12 protein-coding genes and 1 pseudogene are annotated in these 19,224 nt (G+C 69.4%); 10 read left to right on the forward strand and 3 right to left on the reverse strand.

Going from position 1 to position 19,224, the window contains the following annotated elements; all coding sequences use genetic code 11:
- Positions 1–30: 30 nt before the first annotated feature.
- Complete coding sequence (locus H512_RS0107800; protein ID WP_026782975.1) at positions 31–3,168, reverse strand: hypothetical protein; 3,138 nt, start codon at positions 3,166–3,168, stop codon at positions 31–33.
- A 180-nt stretch (positions 3,169–3,348) separates the two neighbouring features.
- Here H512_RS0107800 and ygfZ point away from each other — a divergent pair, with 180 nt between their 5' ends.
- The 4 genes from ygfZ (at position 3,349) to ppdK (ending at position 8,128) form a co-directional block, all read left to right on the forward strand.
- Positions 3,349–4,206, forward strand: coding sequence for a CAF17-like 4Fe-4S cluster assembly/insertion protein YgfZ (gene ygfZ, locus H512_RS0107805; RefSeq protein WP_026782976.1), 858 nt, complete (start codon positions 3,349–3,351; stop codon positions 4,204–4,206).
- A 6-nt stretch (positions 4,207–4,212) separates the two neighbouring features.
- Entirely contained in the window at positions 4,213–4,833 is a 621-nt protein-coding gene (locus tag H512_RS0107810) for an HD domain-containing protein (protein WP_026782977.1), read from the forward strand.
- Positions 4,830–5,363 (forward strand): tyrosine phosphatase family protein, encoded by a 534-nt coding sequence (locus H512_RS0107815; protein ID WP_026782978.1) that lies wholly within the window; start codon positions 4,830–4,832, stop codon positions 5,361–5,363. The genes H512_RS0107810 and H512_RS0107815 overlap by 4 nt, the downstream gene beginning before the upstream one ends.
- Before the next feature lie 83 nt (positions 5,364–5,446).
- Complete coding sequence (gene ppdK / locus H512_RS0107820; RefSeq protein ID WP_026782979.1) at positions 5,447–8,128, forward strand: pyruvate, phosphate dikinase; 2,682 nt, start codon at positions 5,447–5,449, stop codon at positions 8,126–8,128.
- Here ppdK and H512_RS0107825 read toward each other — a convergent pair.
- Complete coding sequence (locus H512_RS0107825; protein ID WP_026782980.1) at positions 8,118–9,185, reverse strand: AbrB family transcriptional regulator; 1,068 nt, start codon at positions 9,183–9,185, stop codon at positions 8,118–8,120. The two genes, ppdK and H512_RS0107825, sit on opposite strands and share 11 nt — an antisense overlap.
- 559 nt (positions 9,186–9,744) lie before the next feature.
- On the opposite strand from H512_RS0107825, the pseudogene H512_RS0107830 reads away from it, so the two are divergent.
- From H512_RS0107830 to dprA, 5 genes and pseudogenes are all read left to right on the forward strand, one after another.
- A pseudogene (locus H512_RS0107830) lies at positions 9,745–11,496 on the forward strand (methyl-accepting chemotaxis protein); the annotation flags it as partial.
- Between the two features lie 143 nt (positions 11,497–11,639).
- Positions 11,640–12,608 carry an aspartate carbamoyltransferase catalytic subunit gene (locus H512_RS0107835; protein ID WP_026782982.1) on the forward strand — a complete coding sequence of 323 codons (969 nt, stop codon included), beginning with the start codon at positions 11,640–11,642 and terminating at the stop codon, positions 12,606–12,608.
- Positions 12,605–13,909, forward strand: a complete 1,305-nt coding sequence (gene pyrC / locus H512_RS0107840) for a dihydroorotase (RefSeq protein ID WP_026782983.1) — start codon at positions 12,605–12,607, stop codon at positions 13,907–13,909. Before H512_RS0107835 ends, pyrC begins: the two co-directional genes overlap by 4 nt.
- 188 nt (positions 13,910–14,097) lie before the next feature.
- A complete protein-coding gene (plsY, locus tag H512_RS0107845; protein ID WP_053239670.1) occupies positions 14,098–14,712 on the forward strand; it encodes a glycerol-3-phosphate 1-O-acyltransferase PlsY in 615 nt (204 codons plus the stop codon).
- A gap of 18 nt (positions 14,713–14,730) precedes the next feature.
- Positions 14,731–15,846, forward strand: coding sequence for a DNA-processing protein DprA (gene dprA, locus H512_RS0107850; RefSeq protein WP_026782985.1), 1,116 nt, complete (start codon positions 14,731–14,733; stop codon positions 15,844–15,846).
- A gap of 50 nt (positions 15,847–15,896) precedes the next feature.
- Here dprA and H512_RS0107855 read toward each other — a convergent pair whose 3' ends face one another.
- Positions 15,897–16,148 (reverse strand): hypothetical protein, encoded by a 252-nt coding sequence (locus tag H512_RS0107855; RefSeq protein ID WP_026782986.1) that lies wholly within the window; start codon positions 16,146–16,148, stop codon positions 15,897–15,899.
- 320 nt (positions 16,149–16,468) lie between these two features.
- Between H512_RS0107855 and topA the strand changes: the two genes are divergently transcribed.
- Positions 16,469–19,192, forward strand: coding sequence for a type I DNA topoisomerase (gene topA / locus H512_RS0107865; RefSeq protein WP_026782988.1), 2,724 nt, complete (start codon positions 16,469–16,471; stop codon positions 19,190–19,192).
- Positions 19,193–19,224: the final 32 nt, after the last annotated feature.

Raw genomic sequence — 19,224 nt, forward strand, 5'->3', positions numbered from 1 at the left:
ATGCGCGGCCCGCCCCTCGGCGGGCCGTCGTCATTTCAGCTCGAACAGCCGGCGGAAGATGCCCGGCGCGATGGCCGACAGCGGGTTGACGGTCAGCGACGGGTTGTCGATCGGCCCGTTGAGCCGGTAGGAGACGCCGAGCAGCCCGGCGCGGCCGCCGCCGGCGAACAGCGTCTGGCCGAGCAGCGGAATGGCGGCGAGCAGGCTGTCGAGCTGGCTGGCCGGCAGGTAGCTGCCGGCGAGACGCAGCACGTTCTTCGAGAAGTCGACGTCGCCGGCCATGGTCAGGCCGGCCGTCTCGGTGCGGATGAAGCCCTCGCCGATCGCCATGAGACCGTTGCCGAAGCGCACGTCGAACACGAGGCGGCGAATGTCGGCCGTCGACAGTCCCTCGGTCGGGCCGCTCCGCGAGGCGGTCGAGAGCTGCGCCAGCGCCGGCTCCTCCACCACCTTCCAGCGACTGCCGTCGATGCGGGCCGTCAGGATGCCGCCATCGTCGATGACGCCGGTCAGCGTCGCCCGGCCGCCGTAGACGCGCGAGTAGACGCCGAGGAAGCGCAGGAGGCGGCCGACCTCGCCGGCCTCCACCTTGAGGTCGCGACCGCGGGCGCCCGGCGACAGCGTCGCCGACGCCGAGCCGCCGCCCGACGTCTGCACCGTCAGCGACAGCTGGTTGACGCGGCCGCCGCCGACCGTCGCGGAGAGATTGAGCCCGTCGAGCTGCTCGCCGCCCTCGCCGGTGACGTTGGCGATGGCCGCCGAGAGGTCGAGCGACTGATCAGCCGGCAGGCCGGTTCCCGTCGTCCGGCGCAGCAGCGTGCCGACCAGCGAGCGGGCGTCGAGCCGCGAACCGCTGACCGACACCTTGAGGCCGCCATCGGCCATCGACGCCTTCAGCGATAGCCGGTCGCCGGGCGAGAAGTTGAACTTGGTGAGGTTGGCGCCGACGAAGTCGCTGTCGGCGTCGAGGCTGACCTGCCCCTCCACCTCGGCGCCGCCCGCCCTCAGCGCGAGATTGGTGACCGCCGTGCCGCCGCCCGGCCGGGACGCGAGATCGAAGGTCAGCGTGCCCGGCTTGCCGGCCGGCTTGCGGAAGCCGACCAGCGGCAGGTTGAGACCGGCTTTGGCGAGGTTGACCGACACCTTGCGCGACGAGCCCGTGTCGGTCATCTCCACCGCGACGGTGCCGTCCAGCATGTCGCCGAAATCGAGGCCGTAGCCCTTGGCGGCAGCGGCGTCGAGTTCCAGCCTGACCACCGACTTCGCCTCGCCCTCGCCGCTGATCGGCCGTGTCAGGAACACGTCGGCTGGCGAGCCGTCGATCAGCGCCTTGCCGCTGATGTGCGCCGCGCCGTTGCTGATCTCGACGGCGAGATTGCCGCGGCTGACGCTGCGGCCGCTGACCGGTGCGCCGGGATCGAAGCCGGACAGGTTGATGCGGCCGCCGTAGACGATGCCGCTGTCGGCGATCTCGTCGGCGAGCGGCAGGCGGATGGTGAGATCGGCATCGACCGCGCCGGCCACGCCGGCCGGATCGGGCGAGAAATCACCGACATCGCCGAGCGCTAGGCGGTTCCAGAGCGCCACGCCGGCCGCCGCCGGGCCGGAGAGGCGCAGCGCCACTTCGCCGTCCGGCACCTTGGCGCTGACCACCGGCACCACGAAGCTGGATTTCCCCATGTCGAGCCGCCGCCCGCCGCCGAGATCGACCCAGCCGCTGTCCACGGTCACCTCGAAGCGGTCGCCGGAAAGCCGGCCGTGCCCCGCTGCGTCGCGGATCAGCGGCGCGTCGTCGAACGGCATGAACACCGCCTGCGAGAAGTCGAAGGCGATGGCCGCCTCGGCCACGCCGACGGCGCTGCCGCCGGCCGGGGGCGCGCCGCTGATCGAGAGATCGACGGTGGCGTTGGCGATCAGACCGGACTGGATGTGCCCGCCGGCCCACTCGCGCACGTCGGCGGCGACGGTGGCCGGCCACAGCGCCTTGAGCACGGGCACCGGCAGGCGCGGCGACACGCCCGACAGCACGGCGAAGGCGCCGCCGTCCTTGTGCGACACGCGCGCCGCCGCCGTGAAGCTGACGCCGGCGCCCTCCACGTGGACGTCGTCGACCACGAACAGCTCGGCGGCCGGATCATAGCTGCCGGCGACCCGGCCTTCGCTGGTGCGGATGCCGCTCAAGACGTCCTGGCCGTCGAGCTTGACGTCGAAGGTCCAGAGCGGAGTCCCGGCGCCCGGCGGCACCACCTCGCCATAGGCGAGCAGGTAGCCGCTCTGGAGGACGATCGGCGACGGGTTGAGCGACACCGTGCGCCGCTCCGGGCTCCAGTCGAAATCGAGGCGGACCGGCGCCGTCAGCGCGTCCGTCTCGGTGTCGCCGAAGTGCAGCGACGGCCCGAGCGTCACCTGCCAGTCGGCCGCCGTGATGCCCTTCTCCGGATCGACGGTGACCGTGCCGGTGGCGCCGACGGCGCCCGACAGGCCGAGATCGCCGCGCCCCGCCGCCGAAGCGAGGTCGGCGAGGTCGAAACCGCGCGTCTCGCCGTTGACGATGATCGGCGCACCGGGCGGCGGCAGTTCGGCCGCCAGACGCACCGATACAGTACCGTCGGCGCCGAGGCCGATCGCCTGCATCTCGACGGTATGGCCGTCGGTGACATTGCCGGTCACCGAGACGTTGGTGAGAATGTCGCGGCGGGGCCGGCCCGGCCACTCGATGCCGAAGCCGAGCGACCGCACCTCGAAGAAGCCGAGGCCGTTGGCCTCGATCGCTCTCTTTATGCTCAGGATCACCCGGTCGAGCGGCGGCGGATGCGAATCCGGCCCGACGTTGCTGACCAGCACGTGATCGAGCACCAGGCCGTCGATGCGGACCACGCCGGTGGCCGGCGTCGGCCAGCGGGCGTCGACGCGGATCTCGTTGACCGACACCACCACGTCGTTGGGACGTTCGAGACGTATGTCGCGGATCACCAGCTCCGGCTGCAGGTCGTCGGCCAGCTCGACGCCGACGAAGCCGACGTGCGCCATGCCGCCGGGGCTGAGGGCATCCGCCGCGGCCGCCTCGATCCGCCCCGCCAGAAGCGGCACGGCGAGCGGCCCTTGCGTGAGACGCCAGCCGAGCAGCGCGGCGGCGACAACGACGGCGACGACAAAAATCGCCGCCAAGCGGAGGGCTCGCCTCCACCAGCGCGTCCGGCCGCCGGGCGTCACCTCGTCGATCTCGGTCTCCGCTATGTCGCGTCCTCCTCGGCAAGCTCTCTGATGCGGCGGGCTTGCCTCGCCCCGGCCCGGCAGATACCAATCGGAAACTACGTATGCCCTGCGCCGACACGACGGGAAAGCACCATGGCTGATTCCTTCCTCTGCCGCCTCGAAAGCCGTAGCCTCGTTGAGGTCGCCGGTCCAGAGGCCGCCGATTTTCTGGACCGCATGATCACCCAGAAGACCGAGGCCGCCGGCGGAGGCAAGGCCGCCTTCGGCGCCCTCCTGACGCCGCAGGGCAAGATCATTTCCGACTTCCTGCTTGTCCGGCAGGAAGATGGCGGATTTCTGCTCGACGCTCCGGCGGCCGGTGCCGCCGATCTCGCCAAGCGGCTGGCCATGTTCAGGCTGCGCGCCGATGTGACGGTCACCGCGTCGCCGCTCCTCGTCTACGCCGGCTGGGGCGGCCCGCGGCCGGAGGGCGGCCTCGCCGCCGCCGATCCGCGCCACCCCGACCTCGGCTGGCGCCTTTACGCGCCCGAGGGAACCATTGTCACCAATGCGCGGGAGGCCGACTGGCAGGCGCACCGGGTGGCGCTCGGCGTGCCGGAGGCCGGCACCGAGCTGCCGCTCAATGACGTCTTCCCCCACGACCTCGCCATGGACACCCTGCACGGCGTCGACTTCGACAAGGGCTGCTACGTCGGCCAGGAAGTTGTCAGCCGGATGCGCCATCGCGGCACCGCCCGCCGCCGGCCGGTCGTCCTGTCGGCCGACACCGATCTGCCGCCGGCCGGCACCGAGATCCTGATCGGCGGCCGGGTCGCCGGCCACCTCGGCTCGGCGAGCGGCCGGCAGGGCATCGCCGTGCTGCGGCTCGACCGGGTAAGCGAGGCGCTCGCGGCGGGCGAGGCCGTCACGGTGGACGGCCGGCCGGTTTCGGTTGCGCTTCCCGCCTGGGCCGACTACGGCTGGCCGGACGCCTCCAAACCGGGTGACTGAACTCTCATGGCCGACAAAGCCGGCTCGCCGCCTCGCGCCTGGCAGCGCATGCTGTCGGGGCGCCGCCTCGATCTCCTCGATCCGTCGCCGCTCGACGTCGAGATCACCGACATCGCCCACGGCCTCGCCCGCGTCGCCCGCTGGAACGGCCAGACCATCGGCGACCACGCCTTCTCCGTCGCCCAGCACTCGCTGGTCGTCGAGGACCTCGCCGGCTTGCTCGAACCGTCCCTCACCCCTTGCCAGCGCCTCGTCGTGCTGCTGCACGACGCGCCGGAATACGTCATCGGCGACATGATCTCGCCGTTCAAGGCGGTGATGGGCGGCGACTACAAGGTGGTGGAAAAGCGCCTTTGCGACGCCATCCACCGCCGCTTCGGCCTGGAGAAGCACGCCACCGAGCGCCTCAAGAAACTCGCCAAGCGGGCCGACCTCATCTCCGCCTATTTCGAGGCGGTGGAACTGGCCGGCTTTACGGCCGAGGAGGCGAAGCGCATTTTCGGCGTGCCGAAGGGCATCGGCCGCCAGACGCCGAAGGGGCCGCTGTTCGGCCTCCAACCGCTGCCCACCGTCGCCGCCGAGGCGGCCTTCCTCACCCGCTTCCAGCAGCTCGAAAGCCAGAGATGACCGCGATCCACGTCTGCTCCCTCACCAAGCTCGAAGAAACGGTGACGCTGACCGGCGCCCGCCACGTCATCACGCTGATCAACGCCGGCACGCCGATGCGCCTGCCGGCGACGATCGGCCACGACCGGCACCTGTTCCTCGCCATGCACGACATCGTCGACACGGTGGACGGCATGACGCCCCCCGGCGAGACGCATGTGGCTCAGATGCTGGACTGGGTGCAGGACTGGGACCGGACGACGCCGCTGGTCGTCCATTGCTTTGCCGGCATCTCCCGCTCCACCGCCGCCGCCTTCACGCTGGTCGCCGCCCTCAATCCGTGGCGCGACGAGGCGGCGCTTGCCGCCCTCCTCAGGCAACGCGCGCCATCGGCGACGCCCAACCGCCGCATCGTCGAGATCGCCGACCGGCTGCTCGGCCGCGACGGCCGCATGATCTCGGCGATCGAGGCGATCGGCCGCGGCGCCGACGCCTTCGAGGGCACGCCCTTCGCCCTCGAACTGGAGGCTCCGCGACAGCGAAACGATTGAGCGTCTCAACGGACGCGCACGGCGTTTTTCCGTGTTATAGGCAGTCCATGGATACGCGCGACACGCATCTAGAGAGCGGCGGCATGCCGACCTGGGTCTACAACTTCGGCGACGGCGCGGCGGACGGGGGCATCAGGCTTCGCCATCTGCTCGGCACCAAGGGCGCCAATCTGGCGGAAATGGCCAGCCTCGGGCTGCCGGTGCCGCCGGGCTTCACCATCACCACCGAGGTCTGCCGCCACTACTACGCCAACGATCACCGCTATCCCCTCGATCTCGAACGGCAGGTCGACGCCGCGCTCGAACTTCTCAGCCGGCGTACCGGCCGCACCTTCGGCGATCCCGCCCGGCCGCTGCTCGTATCGGTCCGTTCCGGCGCTCTTGCCGCCATGCCGGGCATGATGGACACCGTGCTCAACCTCGGCCTCAACGACGTCACCGTCGAGGCGCTGGCCATAGAATCGGGTGACGCCCGCTTCGCCCTCGACAGCTACCGCCGCTTCGTCCAGATGTACGGCGACGTGGTGCTCGGCGTCGACGAGCAGGCCTTCGAGGAGATCCTCGACGACCTCAAGGAACGCGAGGGCTATTTCAACGACACCGAGCTGTCGGCCGGCGAGTGGCGCAAGGTGATCGCCAGCTTCAAGGCGCTGATCGCCGACGAGACCGGCAAGCCCTTCCCGCTCGACCCGCGCGAGCAGCTGTGGGGCGCCATCGGCGCCGTGTTCGGCTCGTGGAGCAACCAGCGCGCCGCCACCTTCCGCAAGCTGCACGGCATTTCCGCGAGTTCCGGCACCGCCGTCAACGTCCAGGCCATGGTGTTCGGCAACATGGACGAGCGCTCGGCCACCGGCGTCGCCTTCACGCGCAACCCCTCCACCGGCGAGCGCCAGCTCTACGGCGAGTTCCTGCTCAACGCCCAGGGCGAGGAGGTGGTGGCCGGCCTGCGCACGCCGCAGGACCTGACCGAGGCGGCCCGCCTCGACAGCCGTTCCGACCGGCCGTCGCTCGAAGCGCTGATGCCCGACACCTACCGCGAGTTCATCGGCTACTGCCAGAAGCTCGAACGCCATTTCAAGGACATCCAGGACCTCGAATTCACCATCGAGCGCGGCAAGCTGTGGATGCTGCAGACCCGCTCGGGCCGCCGCACCGTCGAGGCGGCGCTGAAGATCGCCGTCGACATGGCCAACGAGGGCCTGATCAGCCGCGAGGAGGCGATCGAGCGCATCGACCCCTCCTCGCTCGAACAGCTGTTGCACCCGACCATCGAGGCCGACGCGCCGCGCGACGTGCTGGCCACCGGCCTGCCGGCCTCGCCCGGCGCCGCCGTCGGCGAGATCGCCTTCAACGCCGAACAGGCCGAGAAGGCCCGCCAGCGCGGCATCAAGGTCATCCTCATCCGCGCCGAGACCAGCCCGGACGACGTGCACGGCATGCACGCGTCGGCCGGCGTCGTCACGGCGCGCGGCGGCATGACCTCGCACGCCGCCGTCATCGCCCGCGGCCTCGGCAAGCCCTGCGTGGTCGGCGTCAGCGCGCTGAAGGCCAATCCGGCGGCCGGCACCGTCACCATCGGCAAGCGCGAACTCAGGGTCGGCGACGTCGTCACCATCGACGGCTCGTCGGGCCAGATCATGGCCGGCCGCGTGCCGATGAAGGAGCCGGAACTGTCCGGCCCCTTCGCCGAGATCATGACCTGGGCCGACGCCATCCGCCGCCTGGAAGTGCGCGCCAACGCCGAGACGCCGACCGAGGCGCGCATCGCCCGCCAGTTCGGCGCCGAGGGCATCGGCCTCTGCCGCACCGAACACATGTTCTTCGAGAATTCGCGCATTTCCGCCGTGCGCGAGATGATCCTCGCCGAGACGCCCGAGAGCCGCCGCGCCGCGCTCCAGAAGATCCTGCCGATGCAGCGGCAGGATTTCGCCGAGCTGTTCGAGATCATGGAGGGGCGGCCGGTGTGCATCCGCCTGCTCGACCCGCCGCTGCACGAGTTCCTGCCGCGCACCGAACGCGAGGTGACCGAGCTGTCGCAGGTCTCCGGCGTGGCGCCCGACGTGCTGCGCCGCCGCATCGCCAACCTCGAGGAATACAACCCGATGCTCGGCCATCGCGGCTGCCGCCTCGCCGTCTCCTTCCCGGAGATCGCCGAGGTGCAGGCGCGCGCCATCTTCGAGGCGGCCATCGCCGCGACGGAAAAGCTCGGCCGGCCGGTGACGCCGGAGATCATGGTGCCGCTGGTCGCCGCCCGCCAGGAACTCGACTACGTCAAGGCGATCATCGCCCGCGTCGCCGTCGAGGTATCGGAGGCGGCCGGCCAGCCGGTCGCCTATCAGGTCGGCACGATGATCGAGCTGCCGCGCGCCGCGCTGATGGCCGAGGACATCGCCCAGTCGGCCGCCTTCTTCTCCTTCGGCACCAACGACCTCACCCAGACCACCTTCGGCATCAGCCGCGACGACGCCGCCTCCTTCCTGCCGACCTATCTGCAGAAGGGGGTGTTTCCCCGCGATCCCTTCGTCAGCATCGATCGCGACGGCGTCGGCGAGCTGATCCGCATCGCCATCGAGCGGGGGCGGAAGTCGCGGCCCGACATCGGCCTCGGCATGTGCGGCGAGCACGGCGGCGACCCCCAGTCGATCGCCTTCTGCGAGGAAGCGGGCCTTTCCTACGTGTCCTGCTCGCCCTTCCGCACGCCGATCGCCCGCCTCGCGGCGGCGCGCGCCGTGGTGCTCGGCCGCAAGGAACGCGTCAACTGCTGACGCGGCTGGCGATGAAGCGGGCCGTCGCCGGCCCGGTGAACAGCACCAGGAAGAAGCGCATGGTCTGCATGGCCATGACGAAGGACATGTCGACCTTGCTCGACGCGGCGATGATCGCCACCGAATCCGCCCCGCCCGGCGACGTCGCCAGATAGGCGGTGAGGAAGTCGACGCCGGTCACCGACGCCAGCACGCCGGCGTAGACGGCGCAGACGGCGACCAGCCCGACGATGGCGCACAGGATGGTCGGCAGCGCCCGCGCCGCGTAGGCGAGGATGTCGCGAGTGAAGCGCGAGCCGATCGCCCAGCCGCAGACGGCGTAGGAGGCGGCGAGCAGCACCGGCGGCAGCTCGACGGTGAAGACGCCCGCCCCTTGCAGCACGATGGCGAACAGCATCGGCAGGATCATGGCGCCGGTGGAAAGGCGCAGGAGGCGCGACACCACGAGGCCGGCGGCGATCACCAGCAGCGTGCCGGCGAAATTCGCCACGTGGAGCGGCGGGAACCAATCGGCGGCCGTGCCGCCGGTCAGCGTCGCGTCGAGCAGGAAGCGGGCGGCCAGCGACGCCATGGTGGCGACGATGATCACCCTCAGATACTGCATGACGGCGACGAGCCGCATGTCGCCGCCGTAGACCTCGGCCATGATCACCATGGCGGTGGCCGCTCCCGGCGAGGCGCCCCAGACGGCGGTGGTGCCGGGCAGCACGCCAAAGCGGGCCATCAGGTAGCCGATGACGTTGGCGGTCAGCACCACCGACACGACGCCCATCAGGATGACCGGCCAAACGGCAAGGATCTCGCCGAGCACGCCGGGCGGCATCGCCCGCGCCATCAGCGTGCCGACCACCCCCTGCGCCACCAGGAAGCCGGAGCGCGGCACCGTCACCGGCCGGCCGTTGACGCCCATCAGGATCGCCGCCAGCATCGGGCCGAGCAGCAGCGCCGCCGGCAGATGCAGAAGTTCGAGAAAAATGCCGAATGCCGCCGATGCCAGGAGCAGCACGGCCCAGCGGAGAACGGGGGCGCGGACGGCGCCCGGCGGCAGGAGAAGCATGGACGATCCCGGTCGGTGCAGGAAGGGTCGCGGACGGCGTTAGCCCCGGACGCGCGGACCGATGCCGGACGGCACCTGTCGCAGCTTCAGCTGCTACACCCGCCGGGGCCACGCGGGCCAGAAGTATTTGCGTATGGCTGCTCCGCATCCGGCTCATCCAACCGGCATATGCAACCATCAGATACTATCGAGAATAAACGCAATCAATAGAAGCGGAAACTAGTCTGAAATCTCTTTCTTTTCCTATGAAGGCGGCGGGATATTCATTGGCTCAAAGTATGGACACGCAGAACGGAAAGTTACTCTTCGTAAATGGATTGTCGATTAATTCTATTAACAGCCCCTCACCAAGAGTCGGATTGACATGGTTTTCCTCAACACCCGCGGCAAGCTCCTGCATCGAATCATTCTCACCGCCTCGCTGATCGTGGTGGCGAGCTTCGCCCTTTTCTCGACGACCATCTACCTTCTGCAACGGCAGGACCTCGAGGACAGCGTCGCCCGTACGCTGGCGACCACCGGCAGCAGCGTCGCCTCGGGCACCGGCAACTGGTTCCAGGGGCATCTCCTGATGGCCGAACAGGCCGCCGACGCCATCGCCGCCTCCCAGGATTCGCTCGCCTCGACGTTGTCCGGCAAGACGCTGAGCGCCGAGTTCCTGTCGGTCTACCTCGGCGAGGAAAGCGGCACCTTCACCATTTCGCCCAAGGCCGAGATGCCCGAAGGCTACGACCCGCGCAAGCGGCCCTGGTACATCGACACCGCCAAGGCGGCGTCCACCCAGCTCACCGAGCCCTATATCGACCTGGCGACCAACAAGGTGGTGATCTCGGCCGCCGTGCCGGTGAAAGTCGACGGCAAGCTGATCGGCGTGTTCGGCGGCGACTTCGCGCTCGACAAGCTGATCGAGCGCATCAAGGCCGCCAACTTCGGCGGCATCGGCCAGGCTTTCCTGGTGTCGTCGGAGGGCAAGATTCTCGTCCATCCTGACGCTGCACTGGTCGCCAAGCCGCTGTCCGAAGCCTTCGCCGGACTGACCACGCCGGCCACCGGCGCCATGGCCGAGGCCGTCTTCGACGGCCGCGACTACGTCACCACCTTCGTTCCGATCGAGGGGCTGCCGGTCAAGTGGTACGTCGGCGTCGCCGTCGATGACGACATGGCCTATGCCAGCCTCGACCGGCTCGGCCTGACCGCCCTCATCGCCACCCTCGCGGCAACCGCGCTGATGCTGCTCGCCCTCGCCCTGGTTCTGAAGCGCGTCGTCGCCCAGCCGATCACCGCCATGACCGCCGCCATGCGCTCGCTGGCCGGCGGCAACCTCGGCGTCGACATCCCCTGCCTCGACCGCAAGGACGAGATCGGCGAGATGGCCGCCGCCGTCGCCGTGTTCCGTGAGAACGCCGAGGAGCGCGACCGCCTGGAGGCCAGCCAGCGCGCCGCCGTCGACGAGCGCGAATGCCGCGCCGCCCGTGCCGAGGCGCTGATCCAGCGCTTCCGCTCGGAGGCCACCGGCACCCTCAGCCTGGTGGTGGATGCCGCCCAGCGTCTGGAGAAGTCGGCCAGCGAGCTGATGACCACCGCCGAGGGCAGCGAGCGCAGCAGCGGCATCGCCGCCGCGGCCGCCGAGCAGGCGTCGGGCAACGTCCGGTCCGTCGCCGCCACCTGCGAGGAGCTGGAGGCCTCGACCAACGAGATCGCCCGCCAGGTCGAGACGTCGCAGGCCGTGGCCGCCAAGGCGCGCGACTCGGCGCATGAAACGCGCGAAACGGTCGGCCGGCTGCTCGCCGCCACCGACCAGATCAACCAGGTGGTCGGCCTGATCACCGCCATCGCCGAGCAGACCAATCTTCTGGCGCTCAATGCGACGATCGAGGCGGCCCGCGCCGGCGAGGCCGGCAGGGGCTTCGCCGTCGTCGCCGCCGAGGTGAAATCGCTCGCCAACCAGACGGCCAAGGCCACCGAGGACATCTCGCACAAGATCGCCGAGATCAAGGTGGTGTCCGACAACACCGTCAACGCCATCGCCGAGATCGGCGACATCATCGAGGAAGTGAACGCCGTCTCCGGCAGCATCACCTCGGCGGTGACCCAGCAGACCGGCGCCACCGGCGAGATCACCCGCAACATGCAGGAGGCGGCGCACGGCAACGGCGAACTGTCGCGGACCATCGTCGAGCTGAGTTCCGGTGCCGCCACCACGCGCGCCGAGGCGCGGACGGTGCTCGACGCCGTCACCTCGCTGAAGGCATCGTCGGTCGACCTCGGCCACAAGGTGGAGCGTTTCCTGGCCGAGATCGACGCCGCCTGACCTTCCCATCCGCTGCGCCAACGAGCCCGGCCGTCCCAGCGACGGCCGGGCTTTTCGTTGCCGCGCCGGACGACGGCAATTTCCTGTTCACTCGCCCGCCGCTCCCTTGCCGCTCGCAAGAAACGCCTCTATCAGAAGGGCTCATGATCACCAGAGCCGCCAATCCCTACGGATTCAGCCGCCCGCATCTCCTCGGGATCGAGGGGCTTTCGCCACCGGAGATCGTCGATCTCCTCGACCGGGCCGAGGACAACATCGAACTCGGCCGGCAGCCCTCCAAGAAGCGCGACAGCCTTCTCGGCCGCACGCAGATCAACCTGTTCTTCGAGAATTCGACGCGCACCCAGTCGTCCTTCGAACTGGCCGGCAAACGGCTCGGCGCCGACGTGATGAACATGGCGGTCGGCCAGTCGTCGGTGAAGAAGGGCGAGACGCTGATCGACACCGCGGTGACGCTCAACGCCATGAACCCCGACGTCATCGTGGTGCGCCACAACGCCTCGGGTGCCGTCGCCCTGCTGGCCCAGAAGGTTGACTGCTCCGTCGTCAACGCCGGCGACGGCAGCCACGAGCATCCGACGCAGGCCCTCCTCGACGCGCTGACCATCCGCCGCCACAAGAGCCGGATCGACGGCCTCGTCGTCGCCATCTGCGGCGACGTCGCCCACAGCCGCGTCGCCCGCTCCAACGTGCTGCTGCTCACCGCCCTCGGCGCCCGCGTCCGCCTCGTCGGTCCGTCGACGCTGGTGCCCGGCGCCTTCCGCGACATGGGACTGGAGACCTTCACCTCGATGCGCGACGGCCTGAGGGACGCCGACATCGTCATGATGCTGCGCCTCCAGCGCGAGCGCATGCAGGGCTCCTTCGTGCCGTCGGTGCGCGAATATTTCCACTACTGGGGCCTCGACGAGGAGAAGCTCGCCTATGCCAAGCCCGACGCTCTCGTCATGCATCCCGGCCCGATGAACCGCGGCGTCGAGATCGACCCGGCCGTCGCCGACGGCCCGCAAAGCCTGATCCGCGAGCAGGTGGAGATGGGCGTCGCCATCCGCATGGCGGTGCTCGACGCCGTCGTCAACGCCCGCGGCAACGGCGGCGAGGCCGCGCCATGAGCCGCCTCGCCCAGACCCATCCCGTGTGGCTGACCAACGCCCGCGTCGTCGATCCCTCGCAGGGCCTCGACGGCCCCGGCGCCGTGCTGATGGTGGATGGCCGCATCGTCGCCGCCGGCCCGTCGGCGGCCAACAACGGCGCGCCCGAGGGCACCGAAACCGTCGATTGCCGCGGCCTCGTCGTCGCCCCCGGCCTCGTCGACCTCTGCGCCCATGTCGGCGAGCCCGGCCATGAGCACCGCGAGACCTTCGCCTCGGCCGGCCGCGCCGCCGCCGCCGGCGGCATCACCACCCTCGTCGCCATGCCGGACACCGATCCCTGCATCGACGATCCGGCGCTGGTCGACTTCGTGTCAACGCGCGCCCGCCGCACCTCGGCGGTGCGCGTCCGCGTCATGGCGGCGCTGACCAAGGGACAGGAGGGGCTGGAGCTGACCGAGTTCGGCCTGCTCGGCGAAGCCGGCGCCGTCGGCTTCACCTCCGGTCGCGGCTCGATCGCCAGCGCCCAGGTGCTGCGGCGGGCGCTGACCTACGCCAAGGATTTCGGCGCCCTCGTCTGCAACCGGCCGGAAGACGCGACGCTGAAGGGTTCCGGCGTCATGAACCTCTCCGAGACGGCGGCCCGCCTCGGCCTGACCGGTGTCCCGGCCGAGGCCGAGACCACGGTGCTCGCCCGCGATTTGCGCCTCGCCCGCCTGGCCGGCGGCCGTTACCACGCCTCGCTGCTGTCGGCCGCCGAAGCGCCTGACCTGATGGCCTGGGCCAAGGATCAGGGCATCGCCGCCACCGCTTCGGTGTCGGCCGCCCACCTGACGCTCAACGAGATGGACATCGGCGCCTACCGCACCTTCTTCAAGCTGTCGCCGCCGCTGCGTTCGGACGCCGATCGCCGCACCCTGGTCGACGGGGTGAAGACCGGCGCCATCGACGTCATCGTCTCCGGCCACGACCCGCAGGACGTCGAGACCAAGCGCCTGCCGTTCGCCGAGGCGGCCGACGGCGCCATCGGTCTCGAAACCTTCCTCGCCGCCGGCCTGCGCCTCGTCCACGACGGCTCGCTGACGCTCATGCGGCTGATCGAGGCCATGGCGACGCGGCCGGCCGAGATCGCCCGCCTCGACGCCGGCACGCTGAAAGCCGGCGCGGCGGCCGACGTCGTGGTCTTCGACCCCGAGGAGCCCTGGGTGCTCAACGCCAGGGACATCCTTTCGAAAGCCAAGAACACGCCCTACGACGGCGCCCGCTTCACTGGCCGCGTCCGCCAAACCTATGTCGGCGGCGCGCTGGTGTTCGGGCGCTAGCGCACGTCCGGCAACAGCGGGAACCGGTCTTGCATCCGGAATTGCGTCTCAACAAACAGATAGAGCATGTCCGGTGAACCGGCTTCCGGCGGAAATGCTCCCGAACGGCTTGTGATGACCAAAGGCCGATTTGCGGGTGACATGCAACCCGCATTCGGCTACCTCTATCCAAGATTGCCGAGGGCCCCATGTTCGAGTCCGTCGCTCCCTGGATCGCCTACGCCGCCGCCGCCGTGCTGGGCTACGTGCTCGGCTCGATCCCGTTCGGCCTGTTGCTGACCCGTGCCGCCGGCCTCGGCGACGTGCGGTCGATCGGCTCGGGCAACATCGGCGCCACCAACGTGCTCCGGACCGGCAACCGCAAACTTGCCGCCGCCACGCTGCTGTTCGACCTTCTCAAGGGAACGGCGGCCGTCCTTGCCGTGCGGATGCTGATGCCGCAGGCGCCGGAAGCCGACGCCCTTGCCGGCGTCGCCGCCTTTCTCGGCCATCTGTTTCCGGTCTGGCTCGGCTTCAAGGGCGGCAAGGGCGTTGCCACCTACATCGGCGTGCTGCTCGGCCTGTTCTGGCCGGCCGTGCTGATCTTCGCCGGCATCTGGATCGCCGTCGCCTATTTCAGTCGCTATTCGTCGCTCGCCGCCCTCATCGCCACCGTGGCGGTACCGCTCGCCCTGTGGGGGCTCGGCGAGAACCTGCTGGCGGCGGTCTTCGCCGGGCTCACCGTGATCGTCTGGCTGAAGCATCGCGCCAACATCCGCCGCCTGCTCGCCGGCACCGAGGGCCGGATCGGTCACAAATCATGAGAGCGGCGGAGACGGCGCATGGTTGAGCTGTCCGACAGCCAGCGCGTCTCCTGGCTGCGACTGATTCGCTCCGAAAACGTCGGTCCGGCCACCTTCCGCAGCCTGATCAACCACTTCGGCTCGGCCGGCGCGGCGCTCGACGCGCTGCCGGGTCTGGCCCGGCGCGGCGGCTCGTCCGGCCGCATCGCCATCCCCTCGGTGACCGAGGCGGAAACCGAGATTGCGCGGACGATCGCCCACGGCGCCCAGTTGGTCGCCATGTCCGAACCCTGCTATCCGGCCTACCTGCGCGAGATCGCTGCGCCGCCACCGCTCGTCGCGGTGCGCGGCGGCTCGCCCGAGCTGTTCGCCCGGCCGACGGTGGCGATCGTCGGCTCGCGCAATGCCTCGGTGGTCGGCCACAAGATGGCCGAGCGCATCGGCCGCGGCCTCGGCGAAGCCGGCTTCGTGGTGGTGTCGGGCCTCGCCCGCGGCATCGACGGCGCCGCCCATCGCGCCGCCCTCGACAGCGGCACCGTGGCGGTGATCGCCGGCGGCATCGACCACGTCTATCCCGAGGAACACCGGCCGCTGATCGAGGAGATCGTCGGACGCGGCGGCGCCATCCTCACCGAGATGCCCTTCGGCTGGGTGCCGCGCGCCAAGGACTTCCCGCGCCGCAATCGCATCGTCTCCGGCATGAGCCTCGGCGTCGTGGTGGTTGAGGCGGCCGCCCGCTCCGGCACGCTGCACACCGCCCGCTTCGCCCTCGACCAGGGCCGCGAGGTGTTCGCCGTGCCCGGTTCGCCGCTCGACCCGCGTGCCGAAGGCACCAACCGGCTGATCCGCGACGGCGCGACGCTGACCGGCTCCGCCGCCGATGTGGTCGCCGTGCTCAGGCCGATGCTCGATCGCGCGGCGCCGTTGCGTCTCGATTTCGAGGAGTCCGGCGACGGCGAAGCGGCACTCGACGCCGTCAGCACTGAAAGTCGCGCGCTGGTCATCTCGGCGCTCGGACCGGCCCCGGTTGCAGTCGACGACGTCATCCTGCACACCGGGTTGAAATCTTCGGTTGTGTCGGTGATCCTCCTGGAGCTGGATCTCGCTGGCCGTATCGAACGACACGGCAACCAGCTTGTCTCACTCCTGCGCTGAGGCGCGTGTACGCCCAGGCCGGCAAAAAATACAACCTATCAGGATGGATACTACTTTTGGTGACGCACCTGTCCCATATCGAGGTCGGCGCTGGCCGTTGCCCGACCACGCGCCGCGAATCGCACGTCGACCTTGCTGTGCGAAGCCTCCTCGGCGGCCATATTCAGGATATAGGCCAGAAACGGCAGTCCGGATACAGTCGCCAAGCGGCTGAGTTCATGGGACATCCGTTCGATGTATTCGGCTCGTTCGTTCGGCGTTTTGGCACCGGCGGCAGAATCGTCCAACATGATCGGCTCCATCCTCTATTCCGCTAAATTGTACCCAGGATACATGCCGACTCTTTCATTCGCCACTAAGTGGCAACAACTTGTCGGTGTATACACTATATAATTGATGATAACGTCGCGCAACCATCTTTAGGAGAATCTGCGCAACGGTTTCCGGCCCCGCGTCTCCCCTCCGGCGACCATGGCTTTCCACGCGATTACAACTTTAAAGAGCATGTTCGATAGGTCGGCGCCCGATCCGGCCAGCCCTTCCGGCCTCTTCTCTTGCTTAATCGGGAGGGCGCACTTAAAGAGGGCGGAGCTTTTGTCGTGAAAAAGTCCGGCGCACCTCAATGAATCTCGTGATCGTGGAATCGCCCGCCAAGGCGAAGACCATCAACAAATATCTCGGCCGCGACTACACGGTGCTGGCGTCCTACGGCCATATCCGCGATCTGCCGGCCAAGGACGGCTCGGTACTGCCCGACGACGATTTCGCCATGACCTGGGAAATCGACGGCAAGTCCGGCAAGCGCATGTCCGACATCGCCGCCGCGCTGAAGGATGCCGACAAGCTGATTCTGGCCACCGACCCCGATCGCGAGGGCGAGGCGATTTCCTGGCACGTGCTGGAGGTGCTCGGCGCCCGTCGCGGCGCCCTGAAGGGCAAGACCATCCAGCGCGTCGTCTTCAACGCCATCACCAAGCAGGCCGTGCTCGACGCCATGGCCAAACCGCGCGACGTCGACCAGCCGCTGGTCGAGGCCTATCTCGCCCGCCGCGCCCTCGACTATCTGGTCGGCTTCACGCTGTCGCCGGTGCTGTGGCGCAAGCTGCCGGGCGCCCGTTCGGCCGGCCGCGTGCAGTCGGTGGCGCTGCGCCTCGTCTGCGACCGCGAGAACGAGATCGAGACCTTCAAGCCCCAGGAATACTGGTCGGTGATCGCCCGGCTCGCCAACCCGGCCGGCGACGAGTTCGAGGCCCGCCTCTCCGAGTGGCGGGGCAAGAAGGTCGGCCGGCTCGACATCGCCGACGGCATCACCGCCAACGAGATCCGCGCCTTCCTGATGAGCGCCGCCTTCGCGGTGACCGACGTCGAGCAGAAGCCGCAGAAGCGCCACCCCTTCGCGCCTTTCACCACCTCGACCTTGCAGCAGGAGGCCTCGCGCAAGCTCGGCTTCTCGGCCCAGCGCACCATGCAGGTGGCCCAGCGCCTCTACGAGGGCGCCGACATCGGCGGCGAGACGGTCGGCCTCATCACCTACATGCGAACCGACGGCGTGCAGATCGCCCCAGAGGCGGTCAACGCCGCCCGGCGGGTGATTGTCCAGGAATATGGCGAGCGCTACCTGCCGGAGAAGCCGCGCCTCTATTCCACCAAGGCCAAGAACGCCCAGGAGGCGCACGAGGCCATTCGCCCGACCGACCTCGCCCGCCTGCCGAAGGCCGTCGCCCGCCATCTCGAAGCCGACGAGGCGCGTCTTTATGAACTGATCTGGAAGCGCACCATCGCCAGCCAGATGCAGAGCGCCGACTTCGAGCGCACCACCGTCGACATCGCCGCCCGGAACGGCGACACCGCCGCCGGCCTCAGGGCCACCGGCTCGGTGCTGCGCTTCGACGGCTTCCTGGCGCTCTATCAGGAGAGCCGCGACGACGAGGAGGACGAGGACGGCGCCCGCCTGCCGCCGCTCGTGAGCGGCGACGCGCTCGCCCGCAAGTCGGTGGCCGCGACGCAGCATTTCACCGAGCCGCCGCCGCGCTACACCGAGGCGACGCTGGTCAAGAAGATGGAGGAACTCGGCATCGGCCGCCCCTCCACCTATGCCGCGACGCTGGCCACGCTGCGCGACCGCGACTACGTGACCATCGACAAGAAGCGGCTGGTCCCCTCCGACAAGGGCCGCATCGTCACCGCCTTCCTCGAAAGCTTCTTCACTCGCTATGTCGAATACGACTTCACGGCCAGCCTCGAGGAAGACCTCGACCGCATCTCGGCCGGCGAAGCCGAATGGCGCGAGGTGCTGCGCCGCTTCTGGAAGGACTTCAACACCCGCATCGGCGAGGTGAAGGAGCTGCGCGTCGCCGAGGTCATCGACGCGCTCAACGAGGATCTGGCCGCCCACATCTTCCCCGATCGCGGCGACGGCTCCGATCCGCGCTCCTGCCCGCTGTGCGGCAACGGCCGCCTGTCGCTGAAGCTCGGCCGCTTCGGCTCGTTCATCGGCTGCTCCAACTATCCCGAATGCCGCTACACGCGCCAGCTCGGCACCAACGGCGACGGCGAGGCCGAGGCGGCGCTGGGCGAGAACGGCGTCAAGCTGCTCGGCACCGACCCGGAAACCGGCCTTGACGTGACGCTGCGCTCCGGCCGCTTCGGTCCCTATGTGCAGCTCGGCGAGGAGGGCAAGCCCAAGCGCGCCTCGCTGCCCAAGGGCTGGAGCGTGGAGAGCATCGATCTCGAACGCGCCTGCCGCCTGTTGTCGCTGCCGCGCACCGTCGGCCCGCATCCCGAGACCGGCAAGCCGATCGAGGCCAACATCGGTCGCTACGGCCCCTATGTCAGCCACGACGGCAGCTACGCCAACCTCTCCTCGGTCGACGAAGTGTTCGACGTCGGTCTCAACCGCGCCGTCGCCGTGCTCGCCGAGAAAAAGGAACGCGGCGGTCGTGGCCGCGCCACGCCGGCGGCGCTGAAAAGCCTCGGCGAGCATCCGGCCGGCGGCGGCGAGATCACCGTACGCGACGGCCGCTATGGCCCCTATGTCGCCTGGGGAAAGATCTACGCCACCCTGCCGCGCGGCAAGGACCCGCAGGCGGTGACGCTGGAAGAGGCGGTGGCGCTGATCGCCGACAAGGCGGCCAAGGCGCCAGCCAAGGGCAAGCCCGCCAAGGCGCCGAAAGCCGCCAAGAAGGCGGATGGCGAAGGCGAAGCGGCTGGCAAGAAGGCAGCGCCAAAGGCTGCGGCCGCCAAGAAGCCCGCGGCCAAGAAGCCTGCCGCCGCCAAGTCGGCCACGGCCAAGGGCAAGCCCGCCAAGGCGCCGAAATCCGCGGCATCCAAGGCGGATCCCGCCTGACCCACCAATGACGTCATGGGGGTGGCGCGCCG

Source organism: Pleomorphomonas koreensis DSM 23070 (assembly GCF_000425185.1).
Classification (GTDB): Bacteria; Pseudomonadota; Alphaproteobacteria; order Rhizobiales; family Pleomorphomonadaceae; genus Pleomorphomonas; species Pleomorphomonas koreensis.

What these genes read in the sequence shown, in the direction of transcription:
- H512_RS0107810 (WP_026782977.1), top strand. Translation starts at nt 4,213, where the DNA reads ATGGCCGACAAAGCCGGCTCGCCGCCTCGCGCCTGGCAGCGCATGCTG.
- H512_RS0107825 (WP_026782980.1), bottom strand. Translation starts at nt 9,185, where the DNA reads ATGCTTCTCCTGCCGCCGGGCGCCGTCCGCGCCCCCGTTCTCCGCTGG.
- plsY (WP_053239670.1), top strand. Translation starts at nt 14,098, where the DNA reads ATGTTCGAGTCCGTCGCTCCCTGGATCGCCTACGCCGCCGCCGCCGTG.
- ygfZ (WP_026782976.1), top strand. Translation starts at nt 3,349, where the DNA reads ATGGCTGATTCCTTCCTCTGCCGCCTCGAAAGCCGTAGCCTCGTTGAG.
- ppdK (WP_026782979.1), top strand. Translation starts at nt 5,447, where the DNA reads ATGCCGACCTGGGTCTACAACTTCGGCGACGGCGCGGCGGACGGGGGC.
- dprA (WP_026782985.1), top strand. Translation starts at nt 14,731, where the DNA reads ATGGTTGAGCTGTCCGACAGCCAGCGCGTCTCCTGGCTGCGACTGATT.
- H512_RS0107855 (WP_026782986.1), bottom strand. Translation starts at nt 16,148, where the DNA reads ATGGAGCCGATCATGTTGGACGATTCTGCCGCCGGTGCCAAAACGCCG.
- topA (WP_026782988.1), top strand. Translation starts at nt 16,469, where the DNA reads ATGAATCTCGTGATCGTGGAATCGCCCGCCAAGGCGAAGACCATCAAC.
- H512_RS0107815 (WP_026782978.1), top strand. Translation starts at nt 4,830, where the DNA reads ATGACCGCGATCCACGTCTGCTCCCTCACCAAGCTCGAAGAAACGGTG.
- H512_RS0107835 (WP_026782982.1), top strand. Translation starts at nt 11,640, where the DNA reads ATGATCACCAGAGCCGCCAATCCCTACGGATTCAGCCGCCCGCATCTC.
- pyrC (WP_026782983.1), top strand. Translation starts at nt 12,605, where the DNA reads ATGAGCCGCCTCGCCCAGACCCATCCCGTGTGGCTGACCAACGCCCGC.